Genomic DNA, 15,030 nt, shown 5'->3' on the forward strand with positions numbered 1-15,030 from the left:
ATCGTCCGATGGCGACGTACGACCAGCTGACCGAGTGGGCCGGATTGGGGAATGTGACGCGAGCACAACGGGGTGTTGTGGCCGGCTGGCGTATCCCGGGCTCCATGAAGGAACAGCTCGTCGAGGTGGGCATTCCGCTGGCTCCGCGTCTCATCGAACGAGTCGTGATGCAGAGCGAGGTTGAGCCGGCCCTGCTCACGTCGCGGGGCCCGCTCTACCGCCTCACCGAGCAGACGGACCCCGATGACCAGGCCGAACGGTCATCGTTCGGCGTCGAGCCGGAGACCGGGACGGTCTACTTCGTCATGCCGGATGGGGAGGCGTGGTTCGGCAGCTCGGGTGTCGGCGTGTGGCTCGACGTCCTGCACCACTACGGCAGCCGCGTCACGGCATCAGAACTTCTGGGCGAGCCGGACGGGCCGCCCGAGGAGTACCTCTCTGAAGAGGAGGAAGGGCGGGCTATCGCTGAGTTGAACCGACTGGCTGAGGAGCTGAAGGAGATCGACCCGGCAGCCTTCAACGGCTACGAGGGGTTTGTGTGGCCGGGTCTCCTGGACCGCTGGCTCTACTGACCTCGGCTGTTGGATCGAGGGCGTCATCCTGGTGGTTGGGGTTGGCTCGGTCAGGCGGTCTTCCTGGAACTCCTGCCTGGACGACAGCGACTCAGATCTACGACGACATCGCGTGTCGGTCATCGGCCGGGTGAGGCATGGAGGTGTCGGGACATGCCGTCGGAGGCATTCCTTGTCAGTCCAGTTGAACCACACGATCGTCCACGCCCGGGACAACCGGGAGTCCGCGGAATTCTTCGCGAACCTGCTTGATCTCGAGATCGCCGCCGAGTGGGGTCCGTTCATCGCGGTCGCCCTGAGCAATGGCGTCACGTTGGACTTCGCCACCATCCCCGAGGGCAGCATCACCCCTCAGCACTACGCCTTCCTGATCTCCGAAGAAGAGTTCGACGCGGCCTACGCGCAGATCGCACGGCGCGGCATCGAGCATTACGCCGACCCCCACCGGAAGCGGCCCGGCGCGATCAATCACAACGACGGCGGCCGCGGAGTGTACTTCATCGACCCGGCGGGGCACCTCATGGAGCTCATCACCGTGCCGTACGGCGGCTGGACCTCGTAACGAGACGTCGGGGGTCGCACTCCAGCATGGAGTGCGACCCCCCACCACCGCCGTACCTCATGCGAGCCCGGACGAGGCCGTGCTAGACCTGCCGATCGGCCGGGGCGTCCGCATCTCGTTGATGACGGGCGCATGATTCCGTCGGGGACCACGGAACCCAGGAAACACCGTCGCGCCAGCCAGGTCGCTCGCGAGCCCAGCCCTGAAGCAGCTCAGCCACGGGTTCCACCGCGAAGATCCCGTGCGTGCGCGGAATCCACGTCTGGAAGTGCTGGTCCGGCCCTCCGGCGCGGTATTCCACTTGATAGCTCAGGTCGTCTTGGAGATAGACCTGCATGTAGTGCTGGTCCGCGGGCTCCAGATCGAGTCGCCGCACGACGACGAACCGTGACCCGAGACTCATGTCGGCCAGCAGGTCGTGGAGCTGCTCCTCGGAGGGGTCGTCCCAGGTCGTCCCGCCCGCCTCGACCGCTTGCAGCACTGGTGTCGCCATGTCCCTGACTCTAGCCACCCACCAGGACCTCCGGCCCGGCGGCCCTTCAGGACCGGCCCGGAGCGTACGTACCGAAGCTCCACTCGTGGCCTTCCGGATCGAGCACACGGGCGCGCGTGCTGCCCCACTCCGTCTCCTCGGGAGGGAACACGGACCGGCCGCCGGCTCGTACCGCGCGCTCGTGCAGTGAGCCGACATCAGAAGTGACGAGATAGATTCCGGACCCCGTCGACCACTTCTTGAGCGGGGGGACGTCGTAGTCCGCGTCCGCGCTCGAGACCATCACCACGGCCTGGCCCAGCCGGAGCTCGGCATGCGAGACGCGCCCGTTTCCGCCCTCCTGGCGTACCAGGGTGACGAACCCCAGGGCCTCCAGCCAGCTGATGCCCGCCGCGGCGTCGGAGTAGCTGAGGTACGCGTGAAGGGCGGTGACTTCCTCTTCCACGTCCATGTCCCGACTCCCGCGTCTCAGGGGAGGGCGCGCACTCCCGGTCCGATGCATCGCACACGCCGATGGTCTGCGGATGCAGCCGTCTCCTGCTCTTCCCTGCTCCTGCGCACCCCGGATGCACCAGCACGCGGGGAACCCGGATGAGTCTCGACGTCGGCCACGGATCCCGCACGGTCGGACGAGTCGTTCTCCGGGCGATGTCGGTGCGCCGTGGTATTCAACAGCTGACCACCGAGGCCGCTCGTCCGGGCCGGTGGCAGGCGCGGGTGCGTCGTGACGAGTGAGGAGCGTGCGAGACATGGACGTGCAGATCGAGGACCTCATACGCGAGCGCGCGGCTCTGCTCGGGGACGGTGTGCCCTACGCGTTGAAGGTGCTGATCGGGCAGTTGGCCGAGGACCCGGACAGAGGTCGGCCGGCCTCGTTCCCTCGGGGGCGTGTGGTGCTGATCGACGGCGAGACGTTCGAGGACTGTCCCGCCCTGGCCGTGCACTACATCCGTGAGCCGGAACGGGTCCACATCGTGGCCGTGCGGCCGTCCCCGCCCGAGGCTCCGCCCGGCGGCGATCGGCACCACGACCGCAGTCAGGGGCCGCGAGACGAGGGCGTTGGCGAGGCCGTGGTCGTGCGCCAGGTGGAGGACGCCTGGGGACGGATCGCCGCCTGGCTGGCCGCGCACGCCCCGGCGTCCCACGCGGCCCTGCGGCCCGGCCTGGGCGGGGAGGCCGTCGAGGCGTTCGGGTGGGGGCTGGGGGTACGTATCCCAGCCGAGTTGCGGGCCCTGTGGCGGCTGGTCGCCGGGGACGACGGCGTGCGGTGGGCGGGCTGCCTGCCCGGCAACACGGCCCTCATGTCGTTGGAGCAGGCCGGGAGTCACTACCGGGAGCGGATGAGGGACCTCGTGCCCGTCCGCGAGGGGGAGGACGCCCGGTGGCGGGCCTCGTGGATTCCGGTGATCTCCCGAGACGTCCGCGATCGCACCTCGGGCCTGTATCTGGACGTCGAGTCCGGCTTCCTGGGGCGCTGGTCGCGCTACCGCGACGACGAATACCTGGAAGAGCGGGACACGTTGCTCACCTACCTGGAGGACATGGCCGACATGCTGCACAGTCCCGCCCTGGCGGTACGGGACGCGCCGGGCCTGCTCGACGGGGCGCTGGTGTGGCGCAGCGGTCTGGATCCCGCCCAGGACGGAGTCTGGCAGCCTCTGGCCGGCTGAGGGGCTGCCGTTCCACCGTGGCACGGGAGCCACGCGTCCTCGCGGCAGGATTATGTGAGGTCTGTGCGGCCGATCGTCATCCTCCGTACGCCCTGAGGGTGGGGAGAGCCAGCCGCGGCGGAAGCGGTCCGTCGATCAGCGCCCGAAGGCGCGCCGCACAGGTGTGCGGGCGGGGTGCGGGGGCATGCGGACGGAACCTAGGGAGAGGAGCTCCTCATGCTTGGCGCGGCCGCAGCCGTACTGTTCTTCATCGCTTTCCTGATCAACGCCGCTGACATCGGCACCAACGACGTGTTCACCTCGACGAATGTGATGCTGCTCGGGCTCACGGTCCTGGCCCTGCACCTCGCGGGTGTGGGAGCCCGCGGGTCGCACAACACCTCCAGACGCCGCTGGTCGCGTTCCTGAGCGGCACCCGGCCGCCGGCGCCCCGCCTGGACGGGTCGCCGGCGGCATCGGGACCACAACGACAGGCCGGAAGGCGCGGGCGGAACGCCCCTGGCGGTGCCCCGCCGCCCCCTCGTGATCAACGGTCCTTGGAGGACGCGGCCTTGTGGAGCCGTGCCGCCCAGACCACGAGCGGCACCTGAAGCGGGAGCCGGGCCAGCGCGGCGGCCCGGAGCGGCGCGGGCCGGTGCCGCCAGTCGTACGCCATCTTCACGTTCGCCGGGAACACGGCGACGAACAGCCCTGCCGCCGCCAGTGCGCCCGTGCCGCGTGTCCGGGGGTGTGCGACCGCCGCGCCGACGGCGATCTCCGCGATGCCGCTCAGACGGGTCCACGTCCGCGGCGAACCGGGCAGGGACCGGGGCACGGTCGCGTCGAACGGGCGGGGCGCGACGAAGTGGGTCACTCCGGCCCCGATCAGCAGGCCGCTGAGCAGCCGAGCGGACGTCCTGGTGTCAACCATGCCGTGTCTCCCTCACCGATGGATGTGCCGTGCACGAGTGCCTGCAAGTTACCCGATGGTAAGGACTGGTGTGAATGGCGGGCGGGCGCTCTCGCACATCCGCTCGGCGTCGTCGAGACGCCACCGCCATCACACGCCCGGGGGACAGTCCGCGGGTGCCACGGGATGAGAGGCTGCTGATCGACCGGGATCGTCGCGACTGCCTGTGAGGCCTCATGTCCGGAACGCCGTCCTACATCGACCCCACCAAGCCCAGCATCGCCCGCGTCTACGACGCCTTCCTCAACGGCACCGACAACTACGAGGTGGACCGCGAGGTGGTCCGCGGCGTGATGAAGGCCGCCCCCGAAGCCGCGGACCTCGCGGTGGAGAACCGTGCCTTCCTGATCCGCGCGTGCCGATTCCTGGCGGGTGAGGCCGGCATCACCCAGTTCCTGGACTGCGGCTCCGGCCTCCCGACCGCCGAGAACACCCACCAGGTGGTGCAGCGCGTCGACCCGGGCGCACGCGTCGTCTACGTCGACAACGATCCCCTCGTGCTCGCCCACAGTCGCGCGCTGCTGGAGGAGAGCCGTACCGCTGTCGTCGTCTCCGAGGACATCTTCGAGCCGGAGCGGCTGCTCGCGAACGACGTCGTACGCACGCACCTGGACTGGGAGAAGCCGATCGCCCTGCTCCACATGGGCACCCTGCACCACTACAACGGCGAGACGACCCGCCCGCGCAAGGACATCATGAGCGCGTACGTCGCCGCACTCCCGCCCGGCTCCTATGTGGCGCTCAGCCACTTCCTCGACCCGGAGGACGAGTACAGCGAGACCGCGCGCATGATGGAGAGCATGTTCCTGCACAGCATGATGGGCAGCGGCACCTTCGCGACGAGGGAGCAGCTGATGGAGCTGTTCGACGGTCTGGAGATGGTCGACCCGGGACTGGTGCGCTGCGCCGACTGGCGACGGGACGACCCGCAGACCGGGCGGAACGCGGCCCAGCAGTGCATCGCGGGTGGAGTCGCCCGCAAGCCGTGAGGTGGGCGTCGAGCCGCGAATCGAGCGTCGTGGCGCCGGCCTCAAGCCGACAGCGATACATCAGGGATGTCCCCGATGGCGCGGACAGGCGCGGGCCAAGACCATGCGATGCATGGTCATACCCACCTTGCCGACGCCGACCGGGTCGCACCCCGTCGGCGTCGCGTCGTCGTACCTCGTGGACGTCTCCCGACCGGATCCCTCGGTCCCGGAGGTGCCGACGCGCGAGCTGATGATCTCGATCTGGTGCCCGGCCGTGGACACCCACGGTCCGGGGGCCCCTACCTGACGCCGACGGAATCGTCGTACGTCCTGGCCGGGTCGCAGCACTCCCTCGCACCGCACGCGCTCAGCACGGTACGCACCCATGCCGTGCCCGCGACGTCCTTCGTGCTCGACCAGCTCTTCGGCAGCAGTCCGCCGTGGGAAGGCGCCGAGGCGCTGGCACCGGACCGGATCGGCATGGCCGGGCATTCCTTCGGCGGCGCGGCCACGATCGCGGCGATGATCTCGGACGAGCGCATCCGCGCGGGCAGCAACGTGGACGGCAGCACCGACCCGTTGATACCGGACGCGGGTCTGGACCGCCCGTTCCTGTTCCTCGGCCGGGACGGCCAGTACGCTCCCAGCGACGGCTCCGCCGCCGACACCTGGGCCCGCGACTGGCCGCTCCTGACGGGCTGGAAGCGTTGGCTGGTGGTGGCGGGCGCCCGGCACCCGTCCTTCACCGATCTCGGGCTCCTGGCCGAGCAGTTCGGACTGCCGCTCGGCGCGCGGACCTCGGGGCTGCGCACCACGGCGATCACCCGCGCCTGCCTGCGCGCCTTCTTCGACGAGCACGTACGCGGCGTCCGGGGGACGCCGTTCGACCGGCTGCTCGCGAACTTCTCCGAGGCACGATCCTGCCTGCCGCGCGACCGCCCGTCACGGAACGCGAGCGCACCTGGTACCACGAGCGGGCTGGGTGCCGCGAGCTTGCCTTACACCACGGACGGGCCGAGTACCGCGAGCGAATCGAGGATCACGACCGAGCCGAGTGCCGCGCGCGAAGCGGGAAGCACGAGCGGGCCGGATGCCCCCTGAGGAGTGCCTCCGGCCCGCTCGGCGCGCACGCGAACCCCTTCGGAAGGAATCAGCCGATCGTCCACAGCTGGAGCGTCGATCCGGTGTCCGACTGCTGCGTCACCAGGGCGCCGTTCGCCGTGGAGGCCGTGGTCAGGAGCCGTCCGCTCAGCGCCGACGTCACCTTGTAGAAGCCGTTGGCCTGGCGGAGGACGTTCCAGCGCTGGTTGGCGGCGCCGGTGCAGGTCCACTGGACGACCCTGGCCCCCGCCGTCGTCGACGAGCCCTCGACGTCGGCGCAGAGTCCGGACTCGACGTTCGCGATCTCGTAGGAACCGTCGGCCCGCTGCGTGAACCTCCAGTTCTGGTTGGCGCCCCCGGTCGGCGTCCAGGTGATGAGCTGGGTCCCGGACGTGGTGCTGTGGTCGGGGTCGTCGAGGGCCTTGCCGTTGGCGACGAGCGTGTGGATGCCGTTGAGCGTGCTGGGCGCGGCTCCCGTCGGCGTGAGGGTCAGCACCTGCTCGTCGGCGGTGCGCGTGCCCCCGACGGTGTTCCCGGTGGTGTTGGCCCAGGTGCGGGTCGGGGTGGTCTCGGCGAGCCGGCTCGTGGTGCCGGACAGTCCGATCACGAGCCCGCTGTAGCGGTTGACCAGGCGGTACGTACCGGTGGGAGAGTCGTCGGCGGCGGAGGCGCCGGGGATGACCCACCACTGCTGGCCGACCGTGGGGCCGCCGGCGGGCGCCGTGGTGACGGTCGGCTTGGCACCCCAGGCGCGACCGGCGTTCTGGGCGGAGTCCACGCCCAGGAGTTGGCCGGTGGACGCGTTGGTGATCCGGTACGAGCCGTCTCCGTTGGCCTTGAAGACCCACGACTCCAGGGCGGAGCCCGTGGGAGAGGCGATCGAGGTGGTGGTGGAACCGCCCGCCACCTGGGCGAGGGTCCGGCCTCCGGCACTGGAGATCCGGTAGGCGGAGGCCGTGTCGATCGGCGCGGCGGGGGCGGAGCTGCCGATGGTCAGGTTGACGTACTCGCCGGACGATCCGTTCGAGCATCCGAAGGAGCAGTAGGAGCGGAAGTCCTTGCCGACGATGCCGGTGCTCGTCCGGTTCGCGGAGTCGAGGAACCAGCGGTACCAGGAGGCGTTCTTGTAGGTGCCGGTGTCACCGAGACGGAACCACTTCTGCTCGGTCAGGTCGTCGGTGGCGTAGATCTCCTGGGACGCGTTGCCGCTCTGGTCGACGTTCTGCGGTTCGCCGATGTAGAGCCCGAGGTAGGCGTTGTAGGTGATGTCCATGACGAACAGCGGGGACGTGGCCGGCATGGTGCCCGCGGCCACCTGCTGGCTGATGGTGCCCGCGTTGAGCGGGCTGTACTCCTTGTTCGTCGGCGTGTAGCCGGTGGTGCTGGAGGCGCCGACGGGCACCATGTTACTTTCCTTGCCGCCCTTGCCGGGCTGCGACCAGGCCCCGTCGTACCACTTCTGCCAGGAGGAGGGCGCCATCTTGCCGGCGATCGGCGCGCGGGCCACGTGGCTGTAGAAGGCCCCCCAGCTGCCACCCTTGTTCACGATGCGCGAGCCGTAGAAGGCGTAGAAGTAGCCGGAGGCCGTGTCGACGAAGAGCCGCTGGTCGCCGTCGCCGTAGTCGTACGTCTGCTGCGGGAAGGCCGAGGTGTCGCCGCGGGTGGTGCTGTAGGGGGAGGTGATGACGTGGTCCTTGATCGACCACGTACGACCCTGGTCCTTGGAGACCGCGTAGTCGATGGCGTCGAAGTGCAGGCCGTCGCCGAAGGGCTGTGGCGTGAACTCGTTGTGGACGAGGCCGTACCAGTCGCCGGTGTCCGGGTCGACCCAGACGCCGGCCAGGTCGCAGTAGTTCTTCTGCGCGTAGCCGGACCCGGTCGGCGCGGAGGACGCCTCGACGCCCGTGGGGCTGTTGTTACAGCGCCACGTGGTGTCGTTGTTCTTGTCGTTGGCGTTGGCCGGGTTGACCGCGTCGCTGATCGCGCCGGAGCGGGTCGCGGTGTCGAGGTTCGCGCCGGTGTAGAACTCCCACTTGCGCGGGTCGCTCGCGCCGTAGAGGGCGTGGGACTGCTGGTAGTAGAAGGTGCCGTCCTTGTCGATGTACGGCGCGGCGGGCGTGTCCGTCGGGTGGGTCCACGACCCCTTGGACCCGACGGAGACGGTGTACGTGGCGGCCGCGTCCGGCGCCGCCGCGGCCGGGCCCGGGAGCAGGGCACCTGCGCCTGCGGCGACGGTCAGCGCGACCGCCGCACCGAACAGCCTTCGTCTGGGAGCTGACACGAGGACTCCTCGTCGTTGTGGGGGAGGGTGTGTACGCGGGGGATGTCGGCGTCCTCGGGAGAGGGGCAGCCGCGGGCCGGGCCGGGTGCCGTCAGCCCCGGAGCGCCGCGTCGAACGGGCTGTCGGCGGCCGAGGGCCCTTGGCCCGGACCTGGTGTCGTTGCGGATGTGCTGCGGGGGGAGCGGCGGAACGATGCCGTGTGAAGGGTGCGTTCACCGTCGGGACAGGAGGAGCTTGCCGCCCGTCCGGGCGGCAAGGTGGTGTCTCCCGGGCAGCGCGGGGTCGTCGGCGGGTGGACCGGGTCGCGGGACCTGCCGATACGAGGGAAGGTAGGGCTCCTTTGACCGGTAAAACAAGGCTCTTGTCAAAATTCCCCGCACAAACAAACGGATTCGCACACGGGGTCCGCTGCGGACAACCAAGGGCGCCCCGGGCCGCGTTGACCGGAGTGCGGAGCCCGGCTACCTTGCCGACCTCGGCTCCGAACGGTCGGATGAGGTTCCTCATGGTGACGATGCAGGACGTGGCCCGGCGAGCCGGCGTGACGAAGCAGACCGTTTCGAACGTCGTCACCGGCCGGGTGGGGGTCCGCCCGGACACCGCCGCGCGCGTCCGCGTGGCGATCGACGAACTCGGCTACGTACCGAACCTCGTGGCCCGGTCCCTGGCCACCGGGTCCACGCGCACGGTCGGCCTGTTCGTCCCCACCGTCGGCACCGCGTTCTACGCGGACCTGGTGGAGGAGGTCGAGGACGCGCTGGACGAGCACGGCCACCACCTTCTGCTGTGCACCACGCGCAGGAGCGGCGACCGGGCGCGCCGGCATCTCGCGGGGCTGACGAGCCGCTCGGTCGACGCCCTCCTGGTCGCGGGCGACCAGGACCTCCTCGACCACCTGCCCCTGCTCGCCGACGCGCGGTTCCCGGTGGCCCTGTGCGCCTGGGAGACCGACGCGCCTCCGCAGTTCCCGATGGTGACCGTCGACTACGAGAAGGGCGGCCTGCTCGCGGGCCGGCACCTGCGCGACCTGGGACACGAGCACGTCGTCGTCCTCGCGAGTCCCGCGCACGCCCGGCGCGTCGAAGGCTTCAAGAGGGCTTTCACGGAACGGGGGAGGGAAGTCCGGGAGGACAGGGTGCACTTCGTCCACGAGCCGTCCTTCCGGGCTGCGTTCGACGCGGCCCGGTTCGCGCTGGCCGCGTATCCCGAGGTCACGGGGCTGTTCGCGACGCATGACGTCCTGGCGACGGGAGCGGTCGAGGCGGCCCAGGCGGCGAACCGCACCGTACCCTTCGACCTGTCCGTGGTCGCCTACGACGACTGCCCCGCCGGACCGTCCTTCCGGCCGTCGATGACCAGCGTGGTCCTGCCCCGGCGTCAGATGGCGCGGAGCGCGGTGTCCCTCTTGCTCGACGCGGCGGCGGGCCGGGAACCTGCGACGCCCCACCGGATGCTCCCGCCGGAACTGGTGGTCCGGGACAGCAGCGGTCCGGCCGCGAAGCGCGCGGCCGGGTCCGGGGCCGGGTAGAAGACCGGCCGTCGGGGGCGCGGGGCGGAGCAACGTTCCGTCTCCCGGATCATGCACCGCCGGCCCGCCGTGATCCGCACGCCACGCGGCCGGCTCCCATCCCCGCGAGGAGCCCCGTCGTGATCGACAGCCGAGGCGGCTGCCATGATCGGAGCATGTCTTCCGTTTCCCCTCTCGCCGCCCGGGCGGCCTTGCGCGCGCATCTGCAGCGGCACTTCCCCGGGCGGGTCATCGACGAGTTGCCGGGCGCCGACGGGCCCATCGAGGAGCGGGTGCCCGGCTTCCGGGTGTTCCGGATCCAGCCTGCCGGACCGGGCGAGTGGTGGGTGTACGTGACGTCCGGCTGCTGGGCGGCGACCCAGGAGGACGGGCACGGTACGGAGTTCTTCCTCGCGGCCCCACGGGACGACCGGCTGAACCGGGAGAGCCTCACGGTGAACGCGTACTACCACTGCGGCCGGGACCATCAGCGCCTGGACGTCGGGCACACCGTCCCCATCGGGAGGCCGTGGCTCGACGACTCCCGGTGCGACCACTACTTGATCAGCCTGCCGTACCCGTACGGCCCTGATTTCGAGGTCTGCGCCTGGGACGAGACGGCCCACGCCCGACTGCTGTGGCTGCTGCCGATCACCGAGGCGGAGAAGGACCACAGGCGCGAACACGGCCTTGAGGCCCTGGAGAGCCTCTTCGACGAGCGGGCCATCGATCCCGTCGACCCGCAGCGCCCGTCCGTGGTCTAGCGCCGTCCTTCCGTAAGGCCTGACCGTCTCCCCGGCCGGGCCCTGCCGTCCGGCCCGGCGACGTGCTGGTGCGCACCGCGACTCGCTTGCGGGGCGCGCTGACGACCGCGGCGGCCGGACTCCCGCCCGGGGCGGGCGGCGTACCGCGTCTCGGGTGATCCGCCTGCCGCGGCGCTCCCGTGGTGCGGAGGCTCAGGAAGACCACGGCTGGAGCATGTGCCGCATCGCATCCGTCATCGCGAACTGCAGCAGGGGGCCGTAGGTGATCCTGCCGACGCCGAGGCGGCGGAAGCGTTCCAGATCGTGCCGTACGGGGTGGGCCGTGGTGTTCACCGGGACCGAGACGGCGGCGATCACGGCCGCGAGCAGCTCGTCGCTGTCCTGGATGCTCACCGGATACACGCTGTCGGCCCCAGCCCGCTCCATCGCGAGCAGGCGCTCGATCGCCTGGCCCAGGACACCGGAGGGGTCCTCGGCGTTCTGGAAGAGGTCGGTGCGGGCGTTGACCCAGACCGGCACGCCCGCATCGTCGGCCGCCGCGCGGAGTCCGCCGATGAACTCCGCGTGCTCCTGTGTCGTGCGCATGCGCCCGCCCTCGGAGTGGACGGTGTCCTCGAGGTTGAGTCCGACGCCGCCCACCTCGACGAGCCCGGCGATGAGGTCGGCGGGGGACTGTCCGTAGCCCGCTTCCAGGTCCACCGACACGGGGACGTCCACCGCGGCGATGATCGGAGTGACGGCGGCGAGAACCTCTTCGAAGGTCTGGCCCTCATGGTCCTCCGCGCCACGCGACTCGGCGAGGGGGTGGCTGCCGACCGTCAGCGCGGGGAATCCGGCGCCGACCGCCGTCCGCGCGGACCAGACGTCCCACACGGTCGGAAGCACGAGCGGCCTGACGTCGGAGTGAAGCTGCCGGAGGCGCTGTGCGCGTTCCACGGTCGTCTGAGAGTCCATGCCGGGACGCTACCTCTGACCTGCGCGAAACCCGTGCGGCGACGCCGCGCAACGCCCCGGGGATCACTGCACCGCACCACCCCGCTGCCGTACTGAGGCACGAGGGCGAGCCCCCGACGCCGTCCTCGGGACTCCGGACCGGCGCCCCGTCTCGGGCGCCGTGGCGGACGCGTCGTGCGGAGTCAGAGGCCGGTGACGTCGCGGGCCTTCTTGAGGACGGAGTCGAGCGTGTCCACCACGGCGTTGCGCTGCCTCGCGCGCGCGGCGCGGTCCGCCGGTACGAGCTGTTCGGCGACCCGTACGGCGTACTCGTCCGGGTCGCCGAACGCGGCCCGCGGCTGCTCTCCCGTCTCCGCGCAGTGAAACGTGACGTTCTTGACCGCCTGGAGCACCACCGCCCGGTCGACGCCCGGCTGCATGGCCAGTCGCACCTGGAAACGCGCTATCCACTTCTCGCGGTCCTTCTCGTCCGCCGCGTCGGTCCTCGTGTCGCTGTTCGCCATGTGCTCTCCCTGGTCGCCTGCCGTCTTTCACCGAGTGAGACGCTCACGCAGTGAGATGGGTTGCGCAAGCAAGTATCCGGTGAGCCCCCCGTGACGGCTCGGACGTGCTGCGACGCGGAAGAAGTCTTGGCTTCGTCCGGGATCAGCCGGCCGTGACCCGTAGGGGGCGGACGGACGAGGAGTGGGCCAGGGTGGCGCGGGCGGTGGCGACGTCGACGGTGTAGGCGTTCAGGGTCAGTTGCGCCCCGGTCACCTTGGCGATCATGAATCCGTGCTGGGAGAAGTTCTGCCAGCGGGCCGGGGTCGATCCGTGTGCCCGACCGTCGCCCGTCTTGCCCGCGGCACCGCACACGATCTGCCGGGTGCCCCGGCCGGCCGTGGTGGGTTCGAGTACCTGGAGCGTGTGGTCGTGGCCGGAGAGGATCAGGTCGGCGCGTCCGCAGACGACCTCCTCGTACAGTTCCTTGAGGTGGATGCCGCGCGTGTAGTGCCCGACGAGGAACCCGTCGTAGCGCCCGGCGTTGCCGTGCTGTCCGTTGTTCAGATACGGGTGGTGGCCGAGCACGACCTTCCACCTGGCCCGGGACCGGGACAACGCGTCGTCGAGCCAGCGGCGCTGCTCGCGCATGTACGGGCCGTCCCACTGGTAGTACGGGTCGGTCTGCGTGACGGTGGAGGCCACGGGGTTCGTGTCGAGGGCGAAGAACTCCACGAGCGGCGTGCCGTCCCCGGGGGCGGCGGGCACGGCCACGGAGTAGTACCGGGCCGGCATGTACCACCGGGGAGAGGTCGCCGCGTAGGCCACCTCGCGGTCGCCGCGGGAGGGGTCGCCGCCGCTGCCGGGGATGATGCCGGAGCAGTCGTGGTTGCCGAGCACCATGAGCCAGGGGACGTCGATGCCGGTGTTGGGCTGCTCGAACTTGGTGGCGAACTCGGAGTCGTGGTCGGACTCGGGACCGTTCTCGTAGATGTTGTCGCCGAGGCCGACGGCCAGGCGCACGTCCTCGGCCGCGCAGATCTGGCGCGCGGCCGAGGCCACCGCGTACTGGGCGGCTTCCCCGGTCCCCGCGTCGCCGGTGAGCAGCACCGACAACGCGCCGTCCCGGCCGACGCCGGTCGGGAGCGGGAACTTGCCCGGGCCGTCCGCGAGGGCCGGGGCGGCAGCAGCGGCCCGTCCCGGCAGGGCGGCGAGGGTGGCGCCCGCCACCATCGAGGCCAGCAGGGTCCGCCGGTGCACGGCGGGCTGGGTGGTGCGTCGGCTCGGAAGTCCCAGACTCCCGGCCCACTGAGTCTCCGTCAGATCCGCTTGCTCGGGTATCGCGTCGTCTCCGCACATGGCATCTGTTGTCCCACAAGGGAGCGGCAGGATCGGCACGAAAAGATGAACGTTGTTCAGCTGTTACCGAACGGCTCGTGGGAGCGAAGGGCCTGGGGCGCGGTGCAGGGGAGCGGTCGCCACGGACCCCGGGCGAATTGCGTCGGGTACGCGCGTGCCCGGAGGGATCACGACCCCCGCTCCTGACGGCCAAGGGGTCGGTGCGTGCGACCCGGCGAACTGCCCCTCGCTGAAGGTGGGCATCCTGGCAATCGAAAGCGCCTCTGCGCTGCGGCGTCTTGGAATCGTTGGTGAGAGCGGGATTCTGACGACGATGTGTGTCGTGGAGTGGTTGCCGTGAAGTGCGAGCTGGCGCGGATGGCGGCTGAGGGGTCGGCCGCGCTGCGGGGCGGTGTCAGCTGGCGCGCGGTCCGGTTGAGGTGGTCGTCGTCCCTCCGATGCGAGGGGTCGGTGTCCGGTGCGGACGCAGGAAGGCTCATCGGTAGGATCCGCAAAGGAGCTGGCCCGCCTTTTTCGACAAGGCGATCTACCGCCGCCGCAACGAAGTCGAGCGGACCATAACCGGGCTAGGCACTTCCGTGCCATCGCTACGCGCTTCGGCACACGGGCGTACGTCCACGACACGGTCACCGTGGCGGCGATCCGTGCATGTCTCCGTCCGGACTGAAGCGCCCGATTCAGAGATCCTGGGCACCCGGGTAGTACGCGCTCGTCGACAGCCCTGACGTCCCACAACGAACTGTCGAACTCGGTCAGGACGAGCACCAGCTTGTCCCCGGCGAACCCACGTGCTTCGGCGTCGATCAACTGGAGGAAGGGGGTCGTCAGCGACAGCAACGTCAACGTGTCCATGCCCCCGTCGGCGGACCGTCTCTCCATCTCGACACAGCGAGGATCGACGATCTCGTCGAACTCGACGCGCCACGTCAGATCCAGGCCGAAACTGCCGAGGCGAACCAGTAGCTCAGCCAGCGTCACGTAGTGCTTTCCGTGCCAGGCGGGAAACGTGATCCCCTTCATTCCCGCCTCTGCTTCGGCTGTATCGCGCGCCATGTGGCCCCCCTCGTTCCAGCGAACAGTAGGCCACGTCCCGGTGCAGCTCATCCGACCCATTGGACAGGCGCGAGGCCGCTTCTCTCGGATCGTGGAGGATCGGCCTGCGGGTTGTGAGGCGCGAGTAGGAGAAAAGGGGCGGGGACGGCACTCGTCCTGGAACCTCGTCGAGTGGGCTCCGTGTCCCGGACGGGGCGAAAGCTTGGACCCCGACACGGGGCCAGGCTGCGTCGCGATAGTGGCCGAAAACGGTGTGGGACGGGGTGAACTGGGTCCTACGTGCTGGTAACTTACGCGAGTTGATCAAGGTCGCG

General features: G+C 70.2%; 15 protein-coding genes and 1 pseudogene. 9 read left to right on the forward strand and 7 right to left on the reverse strand.

Annotated features, from left to right (window positions below; translation table 11 throughout):
• The first annotated feature begins 8 nt into the window (after positions 1 to 8).
• Both ACFYXU_RS22315 and ACFYXU_RS22320 read left to right on the forward strand, forming a co-directional pair.
• Positions 9 to 572 (forward strand): SUKH-4 family immunity protein, encoded by a 564-nt coding sequence (locus ACFYXU_RS22315; RefSeq protein ID WP_389459423.1) that lies wholly within the window; start codon positions 9 to 11, stop codon positions 570 to 572.
• 172 nt (positions 573 to 744) lie between these two features.
• On the forward strand, positions 745 to 1,134 hold the full coding sequence (locus ACFYXU_RS22320) for a VOC family protein (protein WP_389459425.1): 390 nt from the start codon (positions 745 to 747) through the stop codon (positions 1,132 to 1,134).
• 82 nt (positions 1,135 to 1,216) lie between these two features.
• Here the strand turns inward: ACFYXU_RS22320 and ACFYXU_RS22325 are convergent, their stop codons facing one another.
• Positions 1,217 to 1,627, reverse strand: coding sequence for a hypothetical protein (locus ACFYXU_RS22325; RefSeq protein WP_389459428.1), 411 nt, complete (start codon positions 1,625 to 1,627; stop codon positions 1,217 to 1,219).
• Between the two features lie 46 nt (positions 1,628 to 1,673).
• Positions 1,674 to 2,078 carry a VOC family protein gene (locus ACFYXU_RS22330; RefSeq protein WP_389459430.1) on the reverse strand — a complete coding sequence of 135 codons (405 nt, stop codon included), beginning with the start codon at positions 2,076 to 2,078 and terminating at the stop codon, positions 1,674 to 1,676.
• Positions 2,079 to 2,376: 298 nt separating this feature from the next.
• Between ACFYXU_RS22330 and ACFYXU_RS22335 the strand changes: the two genes are divergently transcribed.
• Together ACFYXU_RS22335 and ACFYXU_RS22340 are read left to right on the forward strand one after the other, a co-directional pair.
• Complete coding sequence (locus ACFYXU_RS22335) at positions 2,377 to 3,297, forward strand: hypothetical protein (RefSeq protein ID WP_389459432.1); 921 nt, start codon at positions 2,377 to 2,379, stop codon at positions 3,295 to 3,297.
• Positions 3,298 to 3,513: 216 nt separating this feature from the next.
• Positions 3,514 to 3,705: a hypothetical protein gene (locus ACFYXU_RS22340; RefSeq protein ID WP_376511935.1), complete on the forward strand. Its 192-nt coding sequence runs from the start codon at positions 3,514 to 3,516 to the stop codon at positions 3,703 to 3,705.
• Positions 3,706 to 3,823: 118 nt separating this feature from the next.
• On the opposite strand, the gene ACFYXU_RS22345 is transcribed toward ACFYXU_RS22340, so the two are convergent.
• Entirely contained in the window at positions 3,824 to 4,207 is a 384-nt protein-coding gene (locus ACFYXU_RS22345) for a hypothetical protein (RefSeq protein WP_376511933.1), read from the reverse strand.
• 215 nt (positions 4,208 to 4,422) lie between these two features.
• Here ACFYXU_RS22345 and ACFYXU_RS22350 point away from each other — a divergent pair, with 215 nt between their 5' ends.
• Both ACFYXU_RS22350 and ACFYXU_RS22355 read left to right on the forward strand, forming a co-directional pair.
• Positions 4,423 to 5,235 carry an SAM-dependent methyltransferase gene (locus ACFYXU_RS22350; protein WP_389459435.1) on the forward strand — a complete coding sequence of 271 codons (813 nt, stop codon included), beginning with the start codon at positions 4,423 to 4,425 and terminating at the stop codon, positions 5,233 to 5,235.
• Positions 5,236 to 5,607: 372 nt separating this feature from the next.
• The gene (locus ACFYXU_RS22355; RefSeq protein ID WP_389459438.1) at positions 5,608 to 6,318 is read left to right on the forward strand and encodes a hypothetical protein; all 711 of its coding nucleotides are present in this window, start codon (positions 5,608 to 5,610) and stop codon (positions 6,316 to 6,318) included.
• Between the two features lie 49 nt (positions 6,319 to 6,367).
• Here the strand turns inward: ACFYXU_RS22355 and ACFYXU_RS22360 are convergent, their stop codons facing one another.
• Entirely contained in the window at positions 6,368 to 8,599 is a 2,232-nt protein-coding gene (locus ACFYXU_RS22360) for an RICIN domain-containing protein (protein ID WP_389459441.1), read from the reverse strand.
• A 505-nt stretch (positions 8,600 to 9,104) separates the two neighbouring features.
• On the opposite strand from ACFYXU_RS22360, the gene ACFYXU_RS22365 reads away from it, so the two are divergent.
• Entirely contained in the window at positions 9,105 to 10,127 is a 1,023-nt protein-coding gene (locus ACFYXU_RS22365) for a LacI family DNA-binding transcriptional regulator (protein WP_389459445.1), read from the forward strand.
• Positions 10,128 to 10,282: 155 nt separating this feature from the next.
• Positions 10,283 to 10,870 carry a suppressor of fused domain protein gene (locus tag ACFYXU_RS22370; protein ID WP_389459448.1) on the forward strand — a complete coding sequence of 196 codons (588 nt, stop codon included), beginning with the start codon at positions 10,283 to 10,285 and terminating at the stop codon, positions 10,868 to 10,870.
• 192 nt (positions 10,871 to 11,062) lie between these two features.
• On the opposite strand, the gene ACFYXU_RS22375 is transcribed toward ACFYXU_RS22370, so the two are convergent.
• The 3 genes from ACFYXU_RS22375 to ACFYXU_RS22385 all read right to left on the reverse strand — a co-directional run bounded on the left by ACFYXU_RS22375 (position 11,063) and on the right by ACFYXU_RS22385 (position 13,564).
• Complete coding sequence (locus ACFYXU_RS22375; protein ID WP_389459450.1) at positions 11,063 to 11,824, reverse strand: isocitrate lyase/phosphoenolpyruvate mutase family protein; 762 nt, start codon at positions 11,822 to 11,824, stop codon at positions 11,063 to 11,065.
• A 182-nt stretch (positions 11,825 to 12,006) separates the two neighbouring features.
• Complete coding sequence (locus tag ACFYXU_RS22380) at positions 12,007 to 12,327, reverse strand: hypothetical protein (RefSeq protein ID WP_389459452.1); 321 nt, start codon at positions 12,325 to 12,327, stop codon at positions 12,007 to 12,009.
• Positions 12,328 to 12,469: 142 nt separating this feature from the next.
• Positions 12,470 to 13,564, reverse strand: coding sequence for a metallophosphoesterase (locus ACFYXU_RS22385; RefSeq protein WP_389459455.1), 1,095 nt, complete (start codon positions 13,562 to 13,564; stop codon positions 12,470 to 12,472).
• Positions 13,565 to 14,166: 602 nt separating this feature from the next.
• Between ACFYXU_RS22385 and ACFYXU_RS22390 the strand changes: the two are divergent.
• Positions 14,167 to 14,330: pseudogene (locus ACFYXU_RS22390) on the forward strand (IS5/IS1182 family transposase); the annotation flags it as partial.
• Positions 14,331 to 15,030 lie beyond the last annotated feature (700 nt).

The organism is Streptomyces sp. NPDC002232 (genome assembly GCF_042890295.1).
Taxonomy (GTDB): domain Bacteria; phylum Actinomycetota; class Actinomycetes; order Streptomycetales; family Streptomycetaceae; genus Streptomyces.

Coding starts and splice junctions, on each gene's coding strand:
- ACFYXU_RS22345 (WP_376511933.1), bottom strand. CDS start 4,207: ATGGTTGACACCAGGACGTCCGCTCGGCTGCTCAGCGGCCTGCTGATC.
- ACFYXU_RS22350 (WP_389459435.1), top strand. CDS start 4,423: ATGTCCGGAACGCCGTCCTACATCGACCCCACCAAGCCCAGCATCGCC.
- ACFYXU_RS22370 (WP_389459448.1), top strand. CDS start 10,283: ATGTCTTCCGTTTCCCCTCTCGCCGCCCGGGCGGCCTTGCGCGCGCAT.
- ACFYXU_RS22340 (WP_376511935.1), top strand. CDS start 3,514: ATGCTTGGCGCGGCCGCAGCCGTACTGTTCTTCATCGCTTTCCTGATC.
- ACFYXU_RS22375 (WP_389459450.1), bottom strand. CDS start 11,824: ATGGACTCTCAGACGACCGTGGAACGCGCACAGCGCCTCCGGCAGCTT.
- ACFYXU_RS22325 (WP_389459428.1), bottom strand. CDS start 1,627: ATGGCGACACCAGTGCTGCAAGCGGTCGAGGCGGGCGGGACGACCTGG.
- ACFYXU_RS22380 (WP_389459452.1), bottom strand. CDS start 12,327: ATGGCGAACAGCGACACGAGGACCGACGCGGCGGACGAGAAGGACCGC.
- ACFYXU_RS22335 (WP_389459432.1), top strand. CDS start 2,377: ATGGACGTGCAGATCGAGGACCTCATACGCGAGCGCGCGGCTCTGCTC.
- ACFYXU_RS22330 (WP_389459430.1), bottom strand. CDS start 2,078: ATGGACGTGGAAGAGGAAGTCACCGCCCTTCACGCGTACCTCAGCTAC.
- ACFYXU_RS22365 (WP_389459445.1), top strand. CDS start 9,105: ATGGTGACGATGCAGGACGTGGCCCGGCGAGCCGGCGTGACGAAGCAG.
- ACFYXU_RS22315 (WP_389459423.1), top strand. CDS start 9: ATGGCGACGTACGACCAGCTGACCGAGTGGGCCGGATTGGGGAATGTG.